The following is a 19,016-nucleotide window of genomic DNA, read 5'->3' on the forward strand; positions in this document are numbered from 1 at the left end:
ACACATCATGGCGTGCCAGGGTGTCGATCGCGTGGACCCAATGCGAGGTGGTTGTCGGCTGTGGCAGGTCCCGAGTGGGCGGACAGTCTGCTGCTGGGCGGAATCGTGCTGCTGGGCTCCTCCGTCCAGTGGCTCACGGGAATGGGCTTCGCCCTGGTCGCCGTACCGGCGCTGGTACTCCTGCTCGGCCCTGCCCAGGGCGTCGTACTCGCCAACTGCGCGGCCGGAGCCATCAGCATGGTCGGCCTCGCGGGCGGCTGGCGCCGGGTACGCCTGCGCGCCATGGTGCCGCTGTGCGTGGCAGCGGCGTGCACCGTACCCGCCGGCACCTGGCTGGCCCGACGACTCCCGGAACCCGTACTGCTCGCCTTCATGGGAGCGCTGGTGACGGCCGCCGTGACGCTGGTGATGCGCGGCGCCCGAGTGCCTGCCCTACGCGGAGGCGGAGGCGCGGTGGCCGCAGGAGCCGTCGGCGGATTCATGAACTCGGCGGCGGGGGTCGGAGGTCCGCCACTGTCTCTGTACGCGGTCAACGCGGGCTGGACGGTACGGGAGTTCGTGCCGAACGCGATGTTCTACGGGGTGGTGGTGAACGTCTTCTCGGTCGCCGCGAACGGGATCCCCCGGCTCAGCGCGCCGGTCTGGGCGCTGGCGGTCACGGGGATGGTGGCGGGCGGCGTGATCGGCCGGGCACTTGCCCAGCGGGTACCGGAGAAGCGGGCGCGGATGCTGGTGCTGGGGCTGGCGTTGGTCGGGGGGCTCACTACTTTGGGGAAGGGGTTGTGGGGGCTTTGACTTCCGCCTCTCAGTCCGCGAACTCCTTGAGGGGCTCGGTATTCAGAGTGATGTTCACGGGGTCCGGAATTTTGACGGCGGCGCCGAAGGGCAACTTCTCCTCTCGCCGGTAGCGGCCATCCTCCGGCTGGTTGAACACCACAACCGAGCAATCGTCCCGGTCGATGAGGAGATACACGGGGATCCCGGCCGCTGCGTAGCCGTCGGGCTTCTCGACCCGGTCGCGCTGATTGGTGTCGGAGTCGTACGACGTGACCTCCACAGCCATCAGCACGGTATCCGCGTCGGACCACTCCCCGTGCCCCTTGAGGCTCCCCTTGGGTACCAGGATCCCGTCCGCACGGGCACGCCCCTTGCGGTAAGTCTCCGTCTTGAGGCCTCGCTCGGGATACAGCCGAAGGTCCGGACGCAACTGCATGCACTGCTCCAAGAGCCACATGCAGATCTCACTGTGGTTGCCGTCCGGCACGGGCTTGACCTGGACCCTTCCATTGACGAATTCCAGCCGCACCGTCTCGGGGGCATGGCGTTCCAACTGCTCGAACTCCTCGACGGACATCTGAGGACCGTCTGCGGTCATGGGGGTCATGGCGTCGCCTCCTTGACTCCATGGTGCCCCGACCGGCACGTCCTGCACGCTCATACGCCGCCGCCCCCTCGTCCGTGCCGCTTCTCGACCGTCACGGCTTCCACCGCCTCGGCGGGAGGCCGTTCGCAATGCGGTCGCGGTTGTCGCGGTAGTGGTAGTGGACGCGGTCCTCGATCGGCACCGAGCGGAACGTGTCGGGCACGGGCCCGCCCGTACGGCGTTCCAGCTTCTGCTTGAGGAAGCGGGCCGTCGTGGTGCCCAGGTAAGCGATCTCCTCGAAACCCTTCTTGATCTCTTCCTCGGTCACGTCCGGCTCCGCATGGCATTCCTCGCACACGCCGTTGATGATCTTCACCGTCCGCTCGTCGGCGTCGCAGGTGGCGCAGGCCATGAGCACGCGGGTCACGCGGGCGCGGAGGGGGCGGGTCTGTACGGCGTCGTTCTTCTTCGGGGGCATCTTGGTCTCCAGTCGGGTGCGGGCGAGTCCGCCCGGGTTGGTGATGGTGGGCGGCAGCCCGTCGGTCAGTGCGCGGGTCAGTTCGGCCGGGGTGGCGCCTCGTGACAGCCACTCGGCGGCGAGGGGTTCGAGCGCTCGGCACTCGGCTTCGGAGAGGGGCATACGGGGGTCCCCGGAGCGGAGTCGCGTGAGCGTGCGGTACGCGGCGCTGGGCTCGGGGGTCGGATCCGTCTCCGGGATCCCGTCGCTCTCACTCTCCGGCTCAGGGGCCGGGTCCTCCGCCCTCGCCAGGCCCGGCTGGTAGTCATGCGTCACGTCCCTGCCGTGGCGCTTGCGCGCGAACTCGGCCCACCACTGCGCCGACCTGGGCGTACGCGACCAGTACGTCCGCGTCACCCACCGCATCGACCTGTCCTCGACGGTGATGTGTTCCTTGATCCAGCGCAGGTGGCCGGCCCCGGTGAGGCTCTTGAGGGACGTACGGCAGGCCTGCTGGCCGTAGTGGGGGTGCTCGGCCGCGATGACCTTGTGGCCCATGGCGTGGCCGTCGTCGAGATGGTCGATGAAGACGGCGATCTCGGCGTCCCGGGGGAGCAGATGTGCGAAGTCCGGGTCCGCGTGCGGGTCTTCGTCACCCGTGGCGCGTTTTCCGTAGCCCGTATTGGCCATGGGGTGCGCGGGGGACGGCAGGGCAGGGCTAGGCTGGGCGTAAGCCACGATCGACTGCTTTCGATTCGTAGGTCAGGTCCCGGAGCCGGTGTTCGCAGCACCGACCGGGGCCGAACTATTTGCACGTTTGCCGCGAACCTAGAGCGGCTTTACGTTCCGACGCAAGCTGATCACGGAACGTCACTCTTACGAGTTACGCGCGCTCAACTCACGTACAGACTTGGTTGGTTGGGTTGCTTTCACCAGACCAGAACCAAGTGGTGAGGAGCTCGGGTCTCGGGGCTCAAGCTCCGGGCTGAGCTGCGGAGATGAACGCCCTCCAGGCGGTTGCGGAGACGGTCAGTTCGGGGCTCGCGGGGTTCTTGGAGTCTCGGATGTAGACGGTCACCTGGGGGGCGGGGAGGGCGACTTCAACGCAGGCACCGCCTTCGGAGTCGCTGTAGCTCGACTTGAACCACTTCAGCCCGTCGTTCATTGCTTCGCCACCATCCGCTCGATGAAGTGCGCCGACTCTTCCGGGTCGAGGGCAATCGTGCGGATCATGCTAAGCCGTTCGATCTGCGCGCTCACGACATCCGGGTCGGCCGTCAGCTGGCTTGCCGACGGCGCCTCCGTATACGCGAGACGCTCGTGCTCCTTACTCTCCAGAAGCACCATCCCACCGAGGAGCGCGACGGCCCTGGCCCGCTCATAGGGCAGAACCTGAATCGTCACGTTGCGCAGCAGTTCTACCTGCAAGAGGTGGTGCAACTGCTCCATGTCCACGTAAGCGCCTCGCAGAGCCGCCTCGTACAGCATGTAGCTGCACCCCACCAGCGGCTTCCGCGTGTGAATCTGCTGCCGTTCAACTCGTGCGCCGACCCGCTCTTGAATGGTGTCGTCGTCCAGCGGTGGGACATGGTTGCCGATCAGTGACCGTGCGTACGACTTCGTTTGCAATGGACCTGGGATCAGCAGTGGCTCCTACCACCAGAGGTTGATCGCCTCTTTTTCGCGCTCCATGAAGTCCTGCGCCCGCGCCGGGAACTTCTCCCTCTGGAGGTACTCCTTGGCCGCGCTGAGCAGGCCCTCCGCTTGGCACAATTCGTCGGCCACGTCCAGCACACGTGGCGTCGGCATCCGTACACCCTGCTCCATGGACTTGATGGTGTCCGGGGAGTAGTTGGCGGCGGCACCCAGTTCCTCGCGGCTGATGTTCGCCTTCGTGCGCCAGCGTTTCATCTGGTTGCCGCTGTAGCGCCAGGTGCCCGGCGACGGTTGTGAGTTGGAGTTGTACTGGACTGACACAGCGGCCACCTCCGACTGATACACCCCGGCGTGTATCCCCTCGGTCGCTACCGAGCGTAGCCTCGCGACCGCCACCGTGTGACCATGACGAACGCAATCCCCCACTACCGCCCGAACTGGGTCCCCCTCGCCGGCCACCAACTCCGACTGTCCGGCGTTTACTTCGACGCGGTCCGTGTCCAGGGCGTACGCGGGGAACAGGTCGCCGCCGACCTCATCGAGGCCGCCGATGGCGACGCGGGACCCGTCGTCTGCGAAGCGGTCGGCTTCCGATGGATGTACTTCCTGCTGGCGCCGGGGGCTGCGAGGGCCCACGAATGGCCGCTGGGGGTGCAGCGGTTCGGCGGGGCCGGGAGTCGTACGGTCACGTACATCGGGATCCCGGCGCTGGACGGGAACACGTGGCCGTTGCGGTGGTACAGCGAGCCGACGGTTACGACGCCGTTTGTGGATCCGGGGCAACTGCGTACAGTGCTGGGGCTGGTCCGGTAGCAGGTCATGGTCCTTGCTCACGAGCCACGGCCAGATTCTCGCGGGCGAGTCTCGTCGTCGGGTGATCCTCACCCAGCACCCGGAGGCAGTCGGCCAGCGCCTGCTCGTACAACGGGATCGCCTGCCCGAGATCCCCCACCGCCCTATATGCACCGGCCAGGTTGTTCCGCGAGAGCAGCGTGTCCGGGTGATCCTCACCCAGCACCCGCACATGATCGTCCAACGTTGACACGAACAACGGGATCGCCCGCCCCAGATCACCCGCGGACCTATACGCGCCAGCAAGGTTGTTCCGCGAGCCCAGCGTGTATGGATGATCCTCACCCAACACCCGCACAAAATCATCCAACGTCCGCTCGTACAACGGGATCGCCCGCCCCAGATCACCCGCGGACCCATACGCGTGAGCAAGGTTGTTCCGCGAGCCCAGCGTGTATGGATGATCCTCACCCAACACCCGCACACGATCATCCAACGTCCGCTCGTACAACGGGATCGCCCGCCCCAGATCACCTACCGACGCATACGCGCCGGCAAGGTTGTTCCGCGAGAGCAGCGTGTTCGGGTGATCCTCACCCAGCACCCGCACAAAATCATCCAACGTCCGCTCGTACAACGGGATCGCCCGCCCCAGATCACCCGCGGACCTATACGCGTAAGCAAGGTTGTTCCGCAAGCCCAGCGTGTCCGGGTGATCCTCACCGAACACCCGGGTAGCTGCTGCCAGGGAGCGGCTGTAGTAATCGGTAGCCTGCCTCAACTGCCCTTGTCCTTGGAGGAACCTTCCTATCAGGTTGAGGATCAAGGCAATCGCAGCGGTATCCTCACCCGGATCGCCCGCGTCGAGGACGGCTTCGACGTGTGGGAGCAGCGTTCTCCAAGTGGGCCAGCCCGCGACGTTCACGCGGGGATCCTCCGGGAGCTCGCCGAGCAGCAGCCCCGTAGCCCGCTCACGTGCAGCCTTGATTCCGGCCTGGTCACGATGAGGGTCATCCTCCGACGGAGTGCGGGCCACCGTCTGGACCAGGCGGTGGATACCGATCCCCGCCCTGTCGAGCGTGATCATGTTGTAGTCGGCCAGCAGTCCGAGGAGTTGGGCGAGGTCGACAGGATCCTCGGCAAGCGGTGCGAACAGGTCGCGAGGAATGCCCGTCGGGGCGTACCACGCGGCGATCCGCAGAATGTCCACGGACCGGGGGTCCCGTTCCTGGAGCGTGTCCAGGGTGATGCGCCAGATCCCCGCCATCGTCCGCCCGGGGGCCGAGCCGCCCGGTGCCGCGTCCGTGGCGCGCCCCGGGTACTGGCGCAGCATGGCCCGGTACGCCGCGATCGGGACCTCGGTCTGTGCGATGAAGGCCCCTGCCTGTTCCAGAGCAAGCGGCAGATGCCCGAGGTCGTCCGCCAACGCGCGGGCCTCGTCCTCGTCGTCGTTGCCGCCCCCGACAAGACGCGACAGGAGGGCCAGCGAGGCCTCCTCGTCCAGCACGGGCAACGGGATCGGGTCGCACACCCAACCCCGCTTGTATCGACTGGTGATCAAGTAGCGTCCGGATGACCGGAGTTGGCCCGTCCAGGTATGCACATCCTCCGGCTTCTCCGCGTTGTCGAAGACCAGGAGCCAACCCGGGTGGGTCTGCAACCACCCGATCGCCCATTCGGCAGCCTGCGCGGGAGTGAGACCGTCCGCCGCGCCGCCCCGCAGGCGGACGGTGAGGGAGGCGAACCCCGCCTCGATGCGCTCGGGCGTGTCCGAGCGCATCCACCACACCAGCCGATACGCCCCCGCGTGGTCATGGGCGTAGTGCAGAGCCAGCGTCGTCTTCCCGACACCGCCGAGGCCGTGCAGGGTCTGGGTGATCGTCTGCGATTCTCCGGCGAGAGCCCGCTCCAGTTCGGCCATGACCTCCGCCCTGCCGACGAAGATCGGCGACGGAAGCTCGGGCAGGTTGTTCACGCCCCGCGGGACTTCGACGTCGTACGCCGATGTACGCGGCCGTTCTGGGTCGGCGGCCGTGACGTCTTCCGGGACCAAGTCGGTCCCGCCTGCCTTCACGGTGATCGAGAATCCGGGGCGGGCCGCCAGCGACTCCACGGACACCGCCGTCAACTGATCCCCGGCGTAATCCCGTTGCCGGTCGGTCGTAACCACCCCGATCAGCCGCCCCCGTGCGAACAACGCCGCCCCTGACGCCCCCGCCCACCGCGACTTCTCGTCCGGCTTGCTTGGTACGGCGACCTGGTCGACGTACGCCGTGATCAGTCCACCGGACTTGAGCCCGGTCAGTGTCTCGATGTGGCCGCGGATCTCCTTCGTGTCGCGGACGCCGTCCCGCACCTCCGACCGGGGAAAGCCGACCGCTACGCACGTCAGTCGCTGCTCGTCCCGCACGACCGTGCCGTCGATCCGGCCCCATCGGACAGGTTCGACGCCCGAGGGCGGCTGCCAGTCCGGATCCGTGATCCTGATCAACGCCCCGTCGGCCTGCGGCTCGCGCTCCAGATCGGGTGGCGAGGGCTGTGGCCACAGCACTTCCGCCGTAAGCCATTCCGCATCACGGCCGAGCCACCTGACCTCCAACGCCCCACAACCCAGCACATTGTGAAGGGCCGTCAGGACAAGTCCGTCCGCGACCAGATACCCGGTTCCCGAACACTTCCCGACTGGATTCCAGATCTCCACGACCCGTCGCACATCCACAGGCCAACACCCCCGTGCTCCCCGTTACTTGGGGCGTTCCCCGGACTTGTCCGCGATACGCAGATCCGCGCCCTCGTCGTCGACAGGCTGCAGCGTGATCTTCACCCGGCTCGTCGTCCCCTTGGACCGCGAGGCCTTGGCCTCCGCCCCGAACGGCAGCACCAGCACCTTCGCCCGAGCTTCCCCGTCCTTCTTCACATCCACGGAGAACTCGACCTCAACGGGCCCTGTCCGGAACTGGATCTCCTGCCCCGCCCCGTCCCGCGCAGCCTGCTGAAGTTCCGCCCGGATCGCCCCGATCGCCTCGGCAAGACCGACCCACGCCTGATCCGCCATCGAGCGTCCCCGTTCGTCCCCGTACACGCACTGTGGGACGCAGCGTACTCGCCGCGCTCCACACCGTAGGGCCCAACTCATCGACGTACGAAGGAAGATGACATCCGCGACAGTCAGGCCGCCCCGACCGCGCGGTCCCCGTACTCGATCGTCACAGTGATCCTGGCCCCGAGCGCCTCCGCATACGTGCGCATCGTCTCTAGGTTGTGGATCTCCCCGCGCTCGATCTGAGAGACCCTGGCCTGCGAGATTCCCACCGACCCGGCCACCTGAGCCTGCGTCAGCCCCTGCTCCTCGCGGATCTCCCGGAGATGGTGACCCACCACGCGCGCCTCGGTCGCCGTACGCGCGGCCTGCTTGCGGGACTCCCATTCGGCGTCGGGCACTTCGGGCTGGTTCTCCCGCATCCGGCGTTTGACGTCTGCCCAGTTGCTGTACTGGCTCATCGGGTCTTCCCGTCCTCTCCCGCCTCGTCCGCGGCGGCCAAGTACTCGTCGTAGCGGGCCTCGGCAAGGGGGACCGACTCGCGATACCAGTCCCTCCAGCGGCCGGACTTGTCTCCGGCCACCAGCAGAATCGCTTCCCGCTTGGGGTCGAAGACGAACAGAATCCGGACCTCGGTGCTCCCCGAGCTGCCTGGTCGCAGCTCTTTGAGGTTGTGGGTACGGCAGCCGGTGAGCCGGTCGACGAGCGGGCGCCCCAGCGCTGGGCCGCACGCCCCGCCAACCCGTCGTTACTTGACCGTCCGCAAGCCCAGCGGTCCCGCGATCTCCTCCGCCATGACCTTGCCCGCTTCCTCTGCGAGGGCTTCCTCGCCGAGGTCCTGGTCGGTGTCCAGGCCGTCGAGTTCCTCGAGGGGCTGGTTGAGGCGGACGTGGGCTACCACGGACTGGAGGGCGCGGAGGGTTGCGGAGGCGGTGGAGCCCCAGTTGGAGAAGTAGGAGAACTGCCACCACCAGAGGGCTTCGGTGGTGCGGCCGGCGCGGTAGTGGGCCATGCCGTGGCGGAGGTCGGCGATGACGTCGGCGAGGTCGTCGGAGATGCGGGCCGGGACCGGGGCCTTGCGCGGCTCGTAGGGGTCGAAGACCTCGGAGTAGACGTCGATCGGCTCCAGCATCACCGCGAGGCGCTCGCGGATGTCGTCCACGTCGGGCTCCGGGCCCAGGTCGGGCTCGTAGCGCTCGTCGGGGAGGATGTCCTCGTGCGCGCCGAGGCGGCCGCCGGCCAGCAGGAGCTGGGAGACCTCCAGGAGGAGGAAGGGGACCGCCGAGTCCGGCTCGTCGCCCTTCGCCACCTCGGAGACGGCGACCAGGAAGCTCTCGACCTGGTCCGCGATCTGGACCACGAAGTCGTCCGGGTCCTGGCTGGTCGCGTGAAGCGTGGCGTCAGACATCTAGGAGTCGTCTCCCCTCGAAGGCGCGGCCGAGCGTGACCTCGTCCGCGTATTCCAGGTCGCCGCCCACCGGGAGGCCGCTGGCCAGGCGGGTGACCTTGAGGCCCATGGGCTTGATCATGCGGGCGAGGTACGTGGCCGTGGCCTCGCCCTCCAGGTTCGGGTCCGTGGCGAGGATCAGTTCCGTGACCACACCGTCGGCGAGACGGGCCAGGAGCTCTCTTATGCGCAGGTCGTCCGGGCCGACGCCCTCGATCGGGCTGATCGCGCCGCCCAGGACGTGGTACTTGCCCCGGAACTCGCGGGTGCGCTCGACCGCCACGACGTCCTTCGACTCCTCGACCACGCAGATCACCGAGAGGTCGCGGCGCGGGTCGCGGCAGATGTTGCAGAGCTCTTCCTGCGCGACGTTCCCGCAGGTCGCGCAGAAGCGGACCTTCGCCTTGGCCTCCATCAGGCACTGCGCGAGACGGCGGACGTCCGTCGGCTCGGCCTGGAGGATGTGGAAGGCGATCCGCTGCGCGCTCTTGGGACCGACGCCGGGCAACCGCCCCAACTCGTCGATGAGGTCCTGGACCACGCCTTCGTACAACGGATTGCCTTTCCTGGGTCCTCACGTGCGTGCTTGCTTCGGCGGTACGTACGTACCGTAGTTGGCCGTTGCCCCTCTTAGAAAGACAGGCCGTGTCTCAGAACGGCACGCCCGTGTCTCAGAACGGCAGGCCGGGGATACCGCTGCCGCCGCCGAGACCCTGGGCGAGCGGGCCGAGCTTCTGCTGCTGGAGCGCCTGGGCGTTCTCGTTCGCCGCCTGGACCGCCGCGACGACCAGGTCGGCGAGGGTCTCGGTGTCCTCCGGGTCCACCGCCTTCGGGTCGATGACCAGGGCACGCAGCTCACCCGAGCCCGTCACCGTCGCCTTCACCAGGCCGCCGCCCGCCTGGCCTTCGACCTCGGTGCGCGCGAGTTCCTCCTGCGCGTTCGCGAGGTCCTGCTGCATCTTCTGGGCCTGCTGGAGCAGCTGCTGCATGTTGGGCTGGCCACCACCGGGAATCACGATCAGCTCCTGGTTTCGTACGGCTGTGAGTACCGCCGTGAGTGCGGTTGTCGGTACCGCTTCGAGTACGGCTGCGAGTGCGGGATTTTCCCTCTCGGCACGAGCCTACGTGGTCGGCCGGGCCATCGCTCAAGCACTCTTTCGAGTGAGGCGGTCCGGAAGCCTATACCTGATCAAGCCCCACTTCCGGGCGTAAAAGCGATGAAACCCGGGCCATCGCCACCCATTGGGCGGTAGGAAGGGCGTGACGCTGCTGCATCATGCGTCACGTGACGTCACGCAACGTCATCACCGTCGTCAGTAGGGAGTGCCGGGTGAGCCAGCCGGAGATGCAGCCCGAGGGGCCGCCCCAGGACGGGCGGGGCGGGCCGGGCGGGCGCGACGACGGCGCCGCGGGGACCCGGCCGGGCGACCTGACCGGGCGGCCGTTTCCGCTCGGGGACTGGGGGGAGCCCGCGGAGCGGCTCGACGAGCTGTACCGGTGGGTGGAGTGCGGGGCGCTCGACACGGCTTCCTGGTATCTCGCGGACCGGGTACGGAAGCGGTGGGCGGCGCGGGTGCTGCGGGGCGGGGCGGCGGCGGGGGCTGTCGCCGGGGCCGCGCTTCCTCTCCTCGACCTCACGGGTGTGGTCGGCGGGGTTGCCCCCTGGGGGTATCTGGCGCTGCTGCTCGGGGGTGCGTGCGTCGCCTGTGACCGGTTCTTCGGGGTTACGTCCGGGTGGATAAGGGACGTGGCCACGGCTCAGGCGGTGCAGCGGCGGCTTCAGGTACTTCAGTTCGACTGGGCGTCCGAGAGTGTGCGGGAGGTTCTGGGGCCTACGGAGGGGACGGCCAGTGAGGCCGCCGAGCGGTGTCTTGGGGTGTTGCGGCGGTTCTCTGATGACGTGACTGAGCTGGTGCGGGCGGAGACGGCGGACTGGATGGTGGAGTTCCGGACGGGGTCCGCGCCTATGGGGATCCAGTCGTCGGTGGGGTCGCCTCGGGGTGAGGGGGTGCCGCCGGGGCGGGTGCCTTTGCCGCCGGGGACTCGGCCGAACATGCCTCGGCAGCGGCCGCCGGAGCCTCGGTAGGCCCCGGGGGTGGGCTGGGGTGGAGTTTTTCGCCCCCTCCGCCCCTACCCGTCCCTTGTTCCTGGGGGCTCCGCCCCCAGACCCCCGGTCGCCCGAAGGGCTCGTCCTCAAACGCCGGACGGGCTGAAAGATCTTCCCCGGCCGGGGCTGAAAATCCTCCTCACGCCCCCGGCGCCGGGAACGCCACCGGGCTCCGCTCCCCCGCCCGGTTCACCGCCCGTACGCCGAAGAACACGTTGTCCTTGGAGATGTCGACCTCGTAGGTCGTCACGTCGCCCGCGGGGAGGACGTGGGTCCACTCGGGGGCCGTTGTCTCGCGCCAGACCACTTCGTAGCCGGCTAGGTCCGGTTCGGTGCCGCGGGTCCAGGTCAGTTGGGTGGAATTGGTCAGGGTGGACGTGATGATCTTGGTGTCGCGTGGGGTGCCGGGGGCCTGGGCCAGGGTCCACAGGGCTGCCGCGTTGACCTTCGCGACCCGGGCGACGAAGGCGAAGTCGCAGAACTCCGGCAGGTCTCCGTACTGCTTGCCGGTGTCGTCGACGCGTACGTCCTGGTGCTGGTGGGCGTAGTCCTCCGCCGGTTCCGTGAACCGGGCTGCCGGGTAGCCGCGTTCGAGGAAGGGGATCTGGTCGCCACCCCGGAGGTAGCGGTCCCGGCGGTACACCATCCGTACGTGCATGCCCGTCGCCGCGTTGTCCGCCGTGTCGCGGACGAAGCGGGCCAGCTGGCGGGTCGGGGAGTCGTTCTCGCCGCCCACCGAGCGGCGGGTGGCTGCCTGCGCCGGGGTCTCGGACGTCGGCACGCCCTCCGCGAAGAGGCGGATCGTGTACGGGTCCTCCACACCGTCGTCGGCCGTCGGACTGCCCACGATGTCGTTGGTGAACATGCCCTGCACATCCGCCCCGGCCACCTTGAACTGCTGTGCCATGTAGGCCGATCCGTACAGGCCCTGCTCCTCACCCGCGACCGCCGCGAAGACGATCGTGGCGGCGGGGCGGCGCCGGGCCATCACCCGGGCCAGTTCGAGGGCCACCGCCACGCCGGACGCGTCGTCGTCCGCGCCCGGGGCGTCGGACACGGCGTCCATCACGTCGGTCACCCGCGAGTCGTAGTGGCCCGACACCACGTAGACCCGCTCCGGGGTCACCGATCCGCGCAGGGTCGCCACGACGTTGGTGATGCGCGTCGCGGTCGGGATGCGGCTCGCCGGCTCCTGGATGTACGACTGTGCCTCGACCGTCATACGGCCGCCCGACTCGGCGGCGTACGAACGGAGTTCGGCGAGCAGCCAGTCGCGGGCCGCGCCGATGCCACGCGCCGGGTCGTCCTGCACGGAGAGCGTGTGGCGGGTCCCGAAGGAGACCAGTTTGCGGACGGTCGCCTCGATGCGGTCGGGGTCGATCTCCTTGAGGAGGGCGCGGAGTTCGCGGCTGGGGGGCTGCGCGGTCGCGGGCGGGCGGGAGCCGGATCCGGAGGAAGCCGCCTGCGCCGGAGGCGCCGTCACTCCCAGCGCCACCGCACTCGCCGCCGTCGCGGTCAGGACCGATCTCCTGCTGTGGCGCATGTGTCCTCCTGAGACAGCCGAGGCGAACCGATGGACCCCTGCAATGGTTGTGTACGCGACAACCCTCGGGCAAGGGGGCGTCGAGGGCGCCCTGAGCGAACCCGGGATCAGCCCGCGCCGCAGATCCTCATCCCCACCGGTGTCCCGCACGGCAGATGCCCGTGCGTACGGATCACGTCCTGGCCGCCGCCCCTGATGTAGGTGAGGAAACTGGAGACGAGGGAGTCGGCGGGCGGGGCGCCGTAGGTGTAGGCGTACTCGATCTCGCGGTACGGGTAGTCGCTGGTGCCGTGTTCGAGGTCCTCGACGGAGGCTTCGTGGCCGTCGAGGCCGAGGCCGTGCAGGCCGTCGTACCCGGTGGCGTTGTTGAGTTCGCTGTAGCCGACCGCGCCGGACAGTTTGGCGACCGTGCTCAACACCTGGTCGGTGGAGTCGAGTTCGCAGCGCACGACGGGGGCGGTCGGGTCGTCCTTGTGGACGCAGTCGAGGGAGGAGTTCGCGATCTCGCCGCGGCCCAGCACGCGCCGCTGGAAGACCTGCCGGGTACCGGAGTTGGCGTCCCGGCTGACCAGCAGGACGGGCAGGTCGGGGCCGTCGAGCTCCTTCCAGTTCTTGATCTCGCCGCGGTAGAGGCGGCGTACGTCCTCGGTGGACAGGTTCGTGAGGGAGATCTTGTCGTTGACGACCAGCGTGAAGACCGAGACGGCGACCCGGTTCTCCCGCAGCTTGTCGAGTCCGTTCGACTTGGGCCCGTCGGAGAGGGCGACGACGGGCGGGGCGCCGTTCTTGGACTCGGCTCCCGCGGTGTCCAGTTCGCGCAGTCCCGCCTGGCTGCCGTGCGCGTCCACCGTGATGTCGGCGCCCTCGCAGTCGTTCTCGTACTTCTCGGCCAGCTCGCGCATCACGGGCGCGAAGGCGGTCGAGCCGGTGACGGTCAGGCTGCCGGTCTCGCAGCCGATCGGGGGCCTGGTGTCGTCGCGCAGCACGACGATCAGCGCGAGGGTCACGACGCACACGGTCAGCAAGGCGGTGATCAGCTGGGCCGCACGGCTGAACAGCGGCGGCCGGTCGTCCGGTGTCATGGCACGGTTGGGCCGGACCTCGCCGTCCCGGATCCCGCCGATGATCTGTATCGGGCACCCCACGTCGCCGCCCGACAGCAGCACGAGGAGCTTGTAGTGCTCGCCCCGGTTGAGCGGAACGCGCGGGATGCGCAGGATGCCGTCCTCGTAGCCGAGGCCCGCGGACGGCGTGAAGTTGCCCATGAGGTTGTTGGCGCCGGGCGGCTGGGTGACGGAGACGCCCCGGATGGTGCGGTCCGTGAACACCGCGGTCAGACCGTGCCGTTCACCACTCGTGTAGTCCTCGCGGGCGATGCTCTGCGATCCGTCGTTCTCCACCCGCAGCAGGACGAGCGTGGCGTTGGTCATGTCGGGCGTCTCGTCGAACAGTCCGAGCCGGACGTTCGCGATCCCCGAACGCACGTCGTCGCCTATCGGGTTGTCCATCTGCACCCGGTAGCCGATGCGTTTGCGACGCGGCACCCGGCGCTCGTACCAGACCATCACGGCGGCGGCGACGATACCGATCAGAGCGGTACCGACGGCCACCACGTTCTCTGCGCTGAGCCACTCCACTTGAGCACTCCCCCGAGCCCGATGGTGCGGACACGGTACGGCGCGGAACGGGAACCTCCAGGAGACGCCAGGTGAATTTCCTGAGGTGCCGTCAGCAGCTGTTCAGGCAGATGCCCTTCGTGTAGGTCAGCCGCTCTTCGTGTACGTCAGTGACTCGCCCGACTGGGTGTTCACGCGGCGCAGGGTGCCGTCCGGGAGGAGGGTGACCTCGGAGGCGGCGCCCGGGGAGCAGGAGGAGGCCGGTTCACCGACGGTGACCTCGGAGGGGCCGATCTCCAGCGGTCCGTCCGCCGCCGGGGTCCCGGTCAGAGTGGCCTGGAAGACACAGTGGTACGTGCCGCTGCCGGCCGGGCCGTCCGCGGTGAGCGCGAGGACCGTGTCACCCACCTCGCCCTGCTGGATGACCAGTTGGCGGGTGTTGTGGCCCGTGTCGTTGTCGATGGCGGCACTCCAGACGCCGAGGTACGCCTCCGGGACCACACCGCCCTCGGGTGCCTGCGTCGTGGGCGAATCGGTCGCGGTGGGGGCGGACGGCTCGGGTGTGGTCGGGCCGGGTGTCACGGGCGCGCTGGAGGCCGAGGACGACTTCGCGTCGTCGTTCCCGTCGCTGCTGTCGCCGCTCATCAGCGCGTAGACCGAGCCGCCGGCGCCGAGCGCGACGATAAGGGCCACGCCGATGAGGGCGGCGGTGGAGCGGCTGCTTCCGCGCGGGGGTTCGGGCTGCGGGGGGTAGGGGCCGACTCCGGGGCCGTACGGGGGTGTTGGCCCGTACGGGGGTGTCGCACCGTACGGAGAGGACTGCTGGCCGTCCCAGCCGACCGGCGGCTGCGGATAGCCGTACGCGGACTGAGCAGGCTGCCCGGGAGGTTGCGGGTGCTGCTGGGGATAGCCGTACGCGGGGTGCGGGGCGGCGGGGGGCGGCGGCGTCTGGCTCGCGCCCGCGATCATCGTGGGGAGGTGGTTCACGGGAGCGGGCGGAGCGGGCTGTCCCGGTGGAGGCGGGGTGGAGCCTTCCTCGGAAGGGGCGGACGCGTGTTCCGGGGACGCCTGGGGAGGAGCGGCGGGCTCCGGCGGGGGCGCGTACGGCGGCTTGGACGGGTTCGGGGCGGAGGGCGGCTTGGAGAGGTCCGGGGCCGGAACCGGAGCCGGAGCCGGGTCCAGGGCGGCCGGGACGCGGGCCAGCCGTGTCGTCGGGGCTCCCGACCCCGACCCCGGCCCCTCGTCCGGGTTCTCCGTGTCCAGCAACTGCACGGCGTGCCGCCCGAGTTGGGCCACCAGCGCACTCGGCAGCCAGGGGTCGCGCGTCCGCCCGTCCGAGACGGTGTCCTCCGCGCCGGTCCGCTCCAGGATCTGGTCGAGGGTGAGCCGGGCGGCGGGGTCCTTGCGCAGGCAGGCGCGTACGAGGTCGGCGAGGCCCTCCGGCATCCCGTCCAGGTCGGGTTCCTCCTGCGCGATGCGGAACATCATCGCGTGCACACCGGAGTTGGCCGCGCCGAACGGAAGGGCGCCCGTGGCGGCGTACGCGAGAACCGAGCCCAGGCAGAACACGTCGCACGCGGGCGTGATGCGGTCACCGCGGACCTGCTCGGGGGCCATGAATCCGGGCGAGCCGACCAGCGCGCCGGTGCGCGTGAGGCCGCCGTCGGTCACCGTCTCCAGGGCGCGCGCGATCCCGAAGTCGATGACGCGGGGGCCGTCGATGGTGACGAGGACGTTCGAGGGCTTGAGGTCCCGGTGGATCAGCCCCGCGGCGTGGATGTCCCGCAGGGCGTAGGCGAGCCCGGCGGCGAGGATGCGCACCGACCGCTCGGGGAGTGCCCCGTGCTCGCGGCCCACGACGGCCTGCAGGCTCGGTCCCGCGACATAGCCGGTGGCCAGCCAGGGGATCTCGGCCTCGGTGTCCGCGTCGAGGACGGGCGCCGTCCAGTACCCGCCGACCCGTCGCGCGGCCAGCACCTCCTGCCGGAACCGCGCCCGGAACTCCTCCTGCTCGGCGAGCTCCTGGCGCACCAGCTTGACCGCGACCGTCCGCCCCCGGTCGGACCGGGCGAGATACACATGCCCCATCCCCCCGGCACCGAGCCGCGCCAGCAGCCGATACGCGCCGATCCGCTGCGGATCCCCCGGTCCCAGCTTCTCCATGGCTGCGCCCACCCTCCCCGTACGTGTGCAACAGCCCGAGGATAGTGCGGCCTTACGGGGAGGCGGGGCGGGGCGGTGTCTACGGTTCCGTAACAGGGTGTGCCGATTCCGTGACACCCTCCGCACTCTCTGTCATGATCGCGTCGAGCGCTGTCGACAGGCGTTCCAACACCCGTACGGTCTCGGCGAATTCGTCCGCCCCGAGGGACTGCGCCAGCCGGTCCGCCAGATCCGCGTGGCCGGGGTCGATCCTGGCGATGGCGGCGCGGCCGTCCTGGGTCGGGGTGAGGAGTTTGGCCCGGCGGTGGGCGGGGTTGGGGAGGTACTCGGCCAGCCCCTTCTCCACCAGCAGGTCGGCGATGCGCTGCACGCTCTGGCGTGTGATGCCCATCGCGCGGGCGATCCCGGAGACGGGCAGCGGCTCGGGAAGCACCGCGCCGAGCACCTGCCACCAGGCCGCGGTGAGTCCGGAGGGGCGGGCCAACTCCTCGGCCACGGACAGGAACTGGCCGTTGAGCCGGAAGACGCCGAGGGCGCTGCGGCTCAGCAGGTCCTGATGTGCTCGGCTCACTGTCCGGCCTTTTCCAGTACGGCGTAGGCCTCGGGGTCGGAGTCGTGGAACAGCCGGTACCAGGCGTCCAGGACCTCACCCTCGTACACACCGAGGAGCCCGAAGACCTCGCGGGCGAAGGCGACGGGTTCGGTGGGGCCCGCGGTGACCAGGTTGCCGTCGGTGACGGCGTCCGCATCGACGTACCGTTCGCCGCCCTTGTAGCCGGTGGCGGCGAGATAGAAGGACACGGCGCTGGTGTGCGCGCGGTCGTCGAGCAGGCCTTCGCGGGCGAGCCCCGCGGTGCCTCCGCAGATCGCCGCGACGGGGACGCCCGCGTCGAGGAACGCGCGGGCCTTGCGGGCGAAGGGGGCCAGGTCGTCGCCGGTGTCCCACAGGTCCGCGCCGGTGAGGATCAGCAGCGAGCTGTCCTCGGGGCGGAGCTCGTCGAGGGCTAGGTCGGGCTGGATGCGGACGCCGCCGACTGTTTTCACCGGCTCCCGGGTGGGGCCGACGGTACGGATCTCGCGGCCTGCGCGGGCGAGGTAGGCGGTGGTGTGACCCGTCTCCCAGTCGGCGAAGGTGTCGTAGACGGCGAGGTGTACGGGCTTGGGCTCGGGCGTGCTGTGGTTCATCGCTCCTCCTTGACCGGACATGTAAGCATGCTGTCACTTCGACAGCATGCTGTCAATGACTGTTGTCGAGCGGCGCCTAGGGATCCCCCCGTGAAGCCCGACAGACTGTCGCGGAAAGCCTCCGACCACAGACAAGACGCCGATATCGCGTCCACCTCGTGGACATTTACGCTTCGGCGCATGACCCCTCAGCCCAATCCCCAGGTCGGCGCCGCCGTGAAGGCAGCGGACCGTGCGCACGTGTTCCACTCCTGGTCCGCGCAGGAGCTCATCGACCCGCTCGCCGTCGCCGGCGCGGAGGGGTCGTACTTCTGGGACTACGAAGGCAAGCGGTATCTGGACTTCACCAGTGGGCTCGTCTTCACCAACATCGGGTACCAGCACCCGAAGGTCGTCGCCGCGATCCAGGAGCAGGCCGCAACCCTGTCCACGTTCGCGCCCGCCTTCGCCGTCGAGGCGCGTTCGGAGGCCGCGCGGCTGATCGCCGAGCGGACGCCGGGCGACCTGGACAAGATCTTCTTCACCAACGGTGGCGCGGAGGCCGTCGAGAACGCGACCCGGATGGCCAAGCTGCACACCGGCCGCCCGAAGGTCCTCTCCGCGTACCGCTCGTACCACGGGGCCACCTCCGCCGCGATCAACCTGACCGGTGACCCGCGGCGCTGGCCGAACGACAGCGGTGCGGCGGGTGTCGTCCACTTCTGGGCGCCCTTCCTCTACCGCTCGCCCTTCCACTCGGAGAGCGAGCAGCAGGAGTCGGAGCGGGCGCTCCAGCACCTCGAGGACACGATCGTCTTCGAAGGTCCCGGCACGATCGCGGCCCTGATCCTGGAGACGATTCCGGGTACGGCGGGGATCATGACGCCGCCGCCCGGCTACCTCGCCGGGGTGCGTGCGCTCTGCGACCGGTACGAGATCATCTTCATCCTGGATGAGGTCATGGCCGGGTTCGGGCGTACGGGGAAGTGGTTCGCCGCCGATCACTACGACGTGACTCCGGACCTGATGACCTTCGCGAAGGGGGTGAACTCCGGATATGTGCCGCTGGGCGGTGTCGCGATCTCCGGGGCCATCGCGGAGACCTTCGCCCGGCGGCCGTATCCCGGGGGGCTGACGTACTCCGGGCATCCGCTGGCCTGCGCCGCCGCCGTCGCCACGATCAACGTGATGGAGGAGGAGGGGATCGTCGACCAGGCCGCGCTGATCGGGTCGACCGTCATCGGGCCCGGGCTGCACGAGCTTGCCTCGCGGCATCCGAGTATCGGTGAGGTGCGGGGTACGGGGGTGTTCTGGGCCCTTGAGCTGGTGAAGAACCGGGAGACCCGGGAGCCGCTGGTGCCGTACAACGCCGCCGGGGCGGACAACGCCGCCATGGCCGCGTTCGGTGCCGCCGCCAAGGCGGGTGGGCTGTGGCCCTTCATCAACATGAACCGCACGCACGTCGTGCCACCGTGCAACGTCACCGAGGGTGAGGCCAAGGAGGGGCTCGCGGTACTGGACGAGGCGCTGGGTGTGGCGGACGAGTACGTGGTCTGAGGGTGTGGGGTTTATCGCCCCCTCCGCCCCTACCCATTCCCGTCCCTTGGGGGCTCCGCCCCCAAACCCCCGCTCCTCAAACGCCGGAGGGGCTGAATATTCCCCGGCCGG

Annotated in this window: 20 protein-coding genes and 1 pseudogene; 4 read left to right on the plus strand and 17 right to left on the minus strand. The window is 69.3% G+C overall.

Features of this window, described 5'->3' with window-relative positions; translation table 11 throughout:
- Positions 1–60: 60 nt before the first annotated feature.
- On the plus strand, positions 61–795 hold the full coding sequence (locus OG266_RS20315; RefSeq protein ID WP_371547607.1) for a sulfite exporter TauE/SafE family protein: 735 nt from the start codon (positions 61–63) through the stop codon (positions 793–795).
- A 10-nt stretch (positions 796–805) separates the two neighbouring features.
- Here OG266_RS20315 and OG266_RS20320 read toward each other — a convergent pair whose 3' ends face one another.
- The 5 genes from OG266_RS20320 to OG266_RS20340 form a co-directional block, all read right to left on the minus strand.
- Positions 806–1,384 carry a Uma2 family endonuclease gene (locus tag OG266_RS20320; protein WP_371547610.1) on the minus strand — a complete coding sequence of 193 codons (579 nt, stop codon included), beginning with the start codon at positions 1,382–1,384 and terminating at the stop codon, positions 806–808.
- A gap of 91 nt (positions 1,385–1,475) precedes the next feature.
- Positions 1,476–2,510: a hypothetical protein gene (locus OG266_RS20325; RefSeq protein WP_371552877.1), complete on the minus strand. Its 1,035-nt coding sequence runs from the start codon at positions 2,508–2,510 to the stop codon at positions 1,476–1,478.
- A gap of 283 nt (positions 2,511–2,793) precedes the next feature.
- Positions 2,794–2,985, minus strand: coding sequence for a DUF397 domain-containing protein (locus tag OG266_RS20330; protein WP_371547612.1), 192 nt, complete (start codon positions 2,983–2,985; stop codon positions 2,794–2,796).
- Positions 2,982–3,467 carry a DUF5753 domain-containing protein gene (locus OG266_RS20335; RefSeq protein WP_371552879.1) on the minus strand — a complete coding sequence of 162 codons (486 nt, stop codon included), beginning with the start codon at positions 3,465–3,467 and terminating at the stop codon, positions 2,982–2,984. Before OG266_RS20335 ends, OG266_RS20330 begins: the two co-directional genes overlap by 4 nt.
- A gap of 6 nt (positions 3,468–3,473) precedes the next feature.
- Complete coding sequence (locus OG266_RS20340; RefSeq protein WP_371547614.1) at positions 3,474–3,797, minus strand: helix-turn-helix domain-containing protein; 324 nt, start codon at positions 3,795–3,797, stop codon at positions 3,474–3,476.
- An 84-nt stretch (positions 3,798–3,881) separates the two neighbouring features.
- Between OG266_RS20340 and OG266_RS20345 the strand changes: the two genes are divergently transcribed.
- The gene (locus tag OG266_RS20345; protein WP_371547617.1) at positions 3,882–4,289 is read left to right on the plus strand and encodes a hypothetical protein; all 408 of its coding nucleotides are present in this window, start codon (positions 3,882–3,884) and stop codon (positions 4,287–4,289) included.
- A gap of 4 nt (positions 4,290–4,293) precedes the next feature.
- On the opposite strand, the gene OG266_RS20350 is transcribed toward OG266_RS20345, so the two are convergent.
- The 7 genes and pseudogenes from OG266_RS20350 to OG266_RS20380 all read right to left on the minus strand — a co-directional run bounded on the left by OG266_RS20350 (position 4,294) and on the right by OG266_RS20380 (position 9,771).
- Positions 4,294–6,987 (minus strand): tetratricopeptide repeat protein, encoded by a 2,694-nt coding sequence (locus tag OG266_RS20350; protein ID WP_371547618.1) that lies wholly within the window; start codon positions 6,985–6,987, stop codon positions 4,294–4,296.
- A gap of 24 nt (positions 6,988–7,011) precedes the next feature.
- Complete coding sequence (locus OG266_RS20355) at positions 7,012–7,323, minus strand: trypco2 family protein (protein WP_371547620.1); 312 nt, start codon at positions 7,321–7,323, stop codon at positions 7,012–7,014.
- A gap of 113 nt (positions 7,324–7,436) precedes the next feature.
- Entirely contained in the window at positions 7,437–7,769 is a 333-nt protein-coding gene (locus OG266_RS20360) for a helix-turn-helix domain-containing protein (RefSeq protein ID WP_266457432.1), read from the minus strand.
- A pseudogene (locus OG266_RS20365) lies at positions 7,766–8,035 on the minus strand (type II toxin-antitoxin system RelE/ParE family toxin); the annotation flags it as partial. The gene OG266_RS20360 and the pseudogene OG266_RS20365, both read right to left, overlap by 4 nt.
- 21 nt (positions 8,036–8,056) lie before the next feature.
- A complete protein-coding gene (locus OG266_RS20370; RefSeq protein ID WP_371547625.1) occupies positions 8,057–8,716 on the minus strand; it encodes a DUF5063 domain-containing protein in 660 nt (219 codons plus the stop codon).
- The gene (recR, locus tag OG266_RS20375; protein WP_326721624.1) at positions 8,709–9,308 is read right to left on the minus strand and encodes a recombination mediator RecR; all 600 of its coding nucleotides are present in this window, start codon (positions 9,306–9,308) and stop codon (positions 8,709–8,711) included. Before recR ends, OG266_RS20370 begins: the two co-directional genes overlap by 8 nt.
- A gap of 118 nt (positions 9,309–9,426) precedes the next feature.
- The gene (locus OG266_RS20380) at positions 9,427–9,771 is read right to left on the minus strand and encodes a YbaB/EbfC family nucleoid-associated protein (RefSeq protein WP_266457444.1); all 345 of its coding nucleotides are present in this window, start codon (positions 9,769–9,771) and stop codon (positions 9,427–9,429) included.
- Positions 9,772–10,031: 260 nt separating this feature from the next.
- Between OG266_RS20380 and OG266_RS20385 the strand changes: the two genes are divergently transcribed.
- Positions 10,032–10,841 carry an SLATT domain-containing protein gene (locus tag OG266_RS20385; RefSeq protein ID WP_371547630.1) on the plus strand — a complete coding sequence of 270 codons (810 nt, stop codon included), beginning with the start codon at positions 10,032–10,034 and terminating at the stop codon, positions 10,839–10,841.
- Between the two features lie 160 nt (positions 10,842–11,001).
- Here OG266_RS20385 and OG266_RS20390 read toward each other — a convergent pair whose 3' ends face one another.
- The 5 genes from OG266_RS20390 to OG266_RS20410 form a co-directional block, all read right to left on the minus strand.
- Positions 11,002–12,405 carry a M20/M25/M40 family metallo-hydrolase gene (locus OG266_RS20390; RefSeq protein ID WP_371547632.1) on the minus strand — a complete coding sequence of 468 codons (1,404 nt, stop codon included), beginning with the start codon at positions 12,403–12,405 and terminating at the stop codon, positions 11,002–11,004.
- 107 nt (positions 12,406–12,512) lie between these two features.
- Entirely contained in the window at positions 12,513–14,042 is a 1,530-nt protein-coding gene (locus tag OG266_RS20395; protein WP_371547635.1) for a substrate-binding domain-containing protein, read from the minus strand.
- Positions 14,043–14,168: 126 nt separating this feature from the next.
- On the minus strand, positions 14,169–16,184 hold the full coding sequence (locus OG266_RS20400; RefSeq protein ID WP_371547637.1) for a serine/threonine-protein kinase: 2,016 nt from the start codon (positions 16,182–16,184) through the stop codon (positions 14,169–14,171).
- Between the two features lie 79 nt (positions 16,185–16,263).
- Entirely contained in the window at positions 16,264–16,755 is a 492-nt protein-coding gene (locus OG266_RS20405) for a MarR family winged helix-turn-helix transcriptional regulator (protein WP_371547640.1), read from the minus strand.
- Positions 16,752–17,369 (minus strand): type 1 glutamine amidotransferase family protein, encoded by a 618-nt coding sequence (locus OG266_RS20410; protein ID WP_371547644.1) that lies wholly within the window; start codon positions 17,367–17,369, stop codon positions 16,752–16,754. Before OG266_RS20410 ends, OG266_RS20405 begins: the two co-directional genes overlap by 4 nt.
- A 180-nt stretch (positions 17,370–17,549) precedes the next feature.
- Here OG266_RS20410 and OG266_RS20415 point away from each other — a divergent pair, with 180 nt between their 5' ends.
- Positions 17,550–18,905 carry an aspartate aminotransferase family protein gene (locus tag OG266_RS20415; protein ID WP_371547645.1) on the plus strand — a complete coding sequence of 452 codons (1,356 nt, stop codon included), beginning with the start codon at positions 17,550–17,552 and terminating at the stop codon, positions 18,903–18,905.
- Positions 18,906–19,016: the final 111 nt, after the last annotated feature.

Origin of the sequence: Streptomyces sp. NBC_00554, from assembly GCF_041431135.1 — a bacterium.
Classification (GTDB): Bacteria; Actinomycetota; Actinomycetes; order Streptomycetales; family Streptomycetaceae; genus Streptomyces.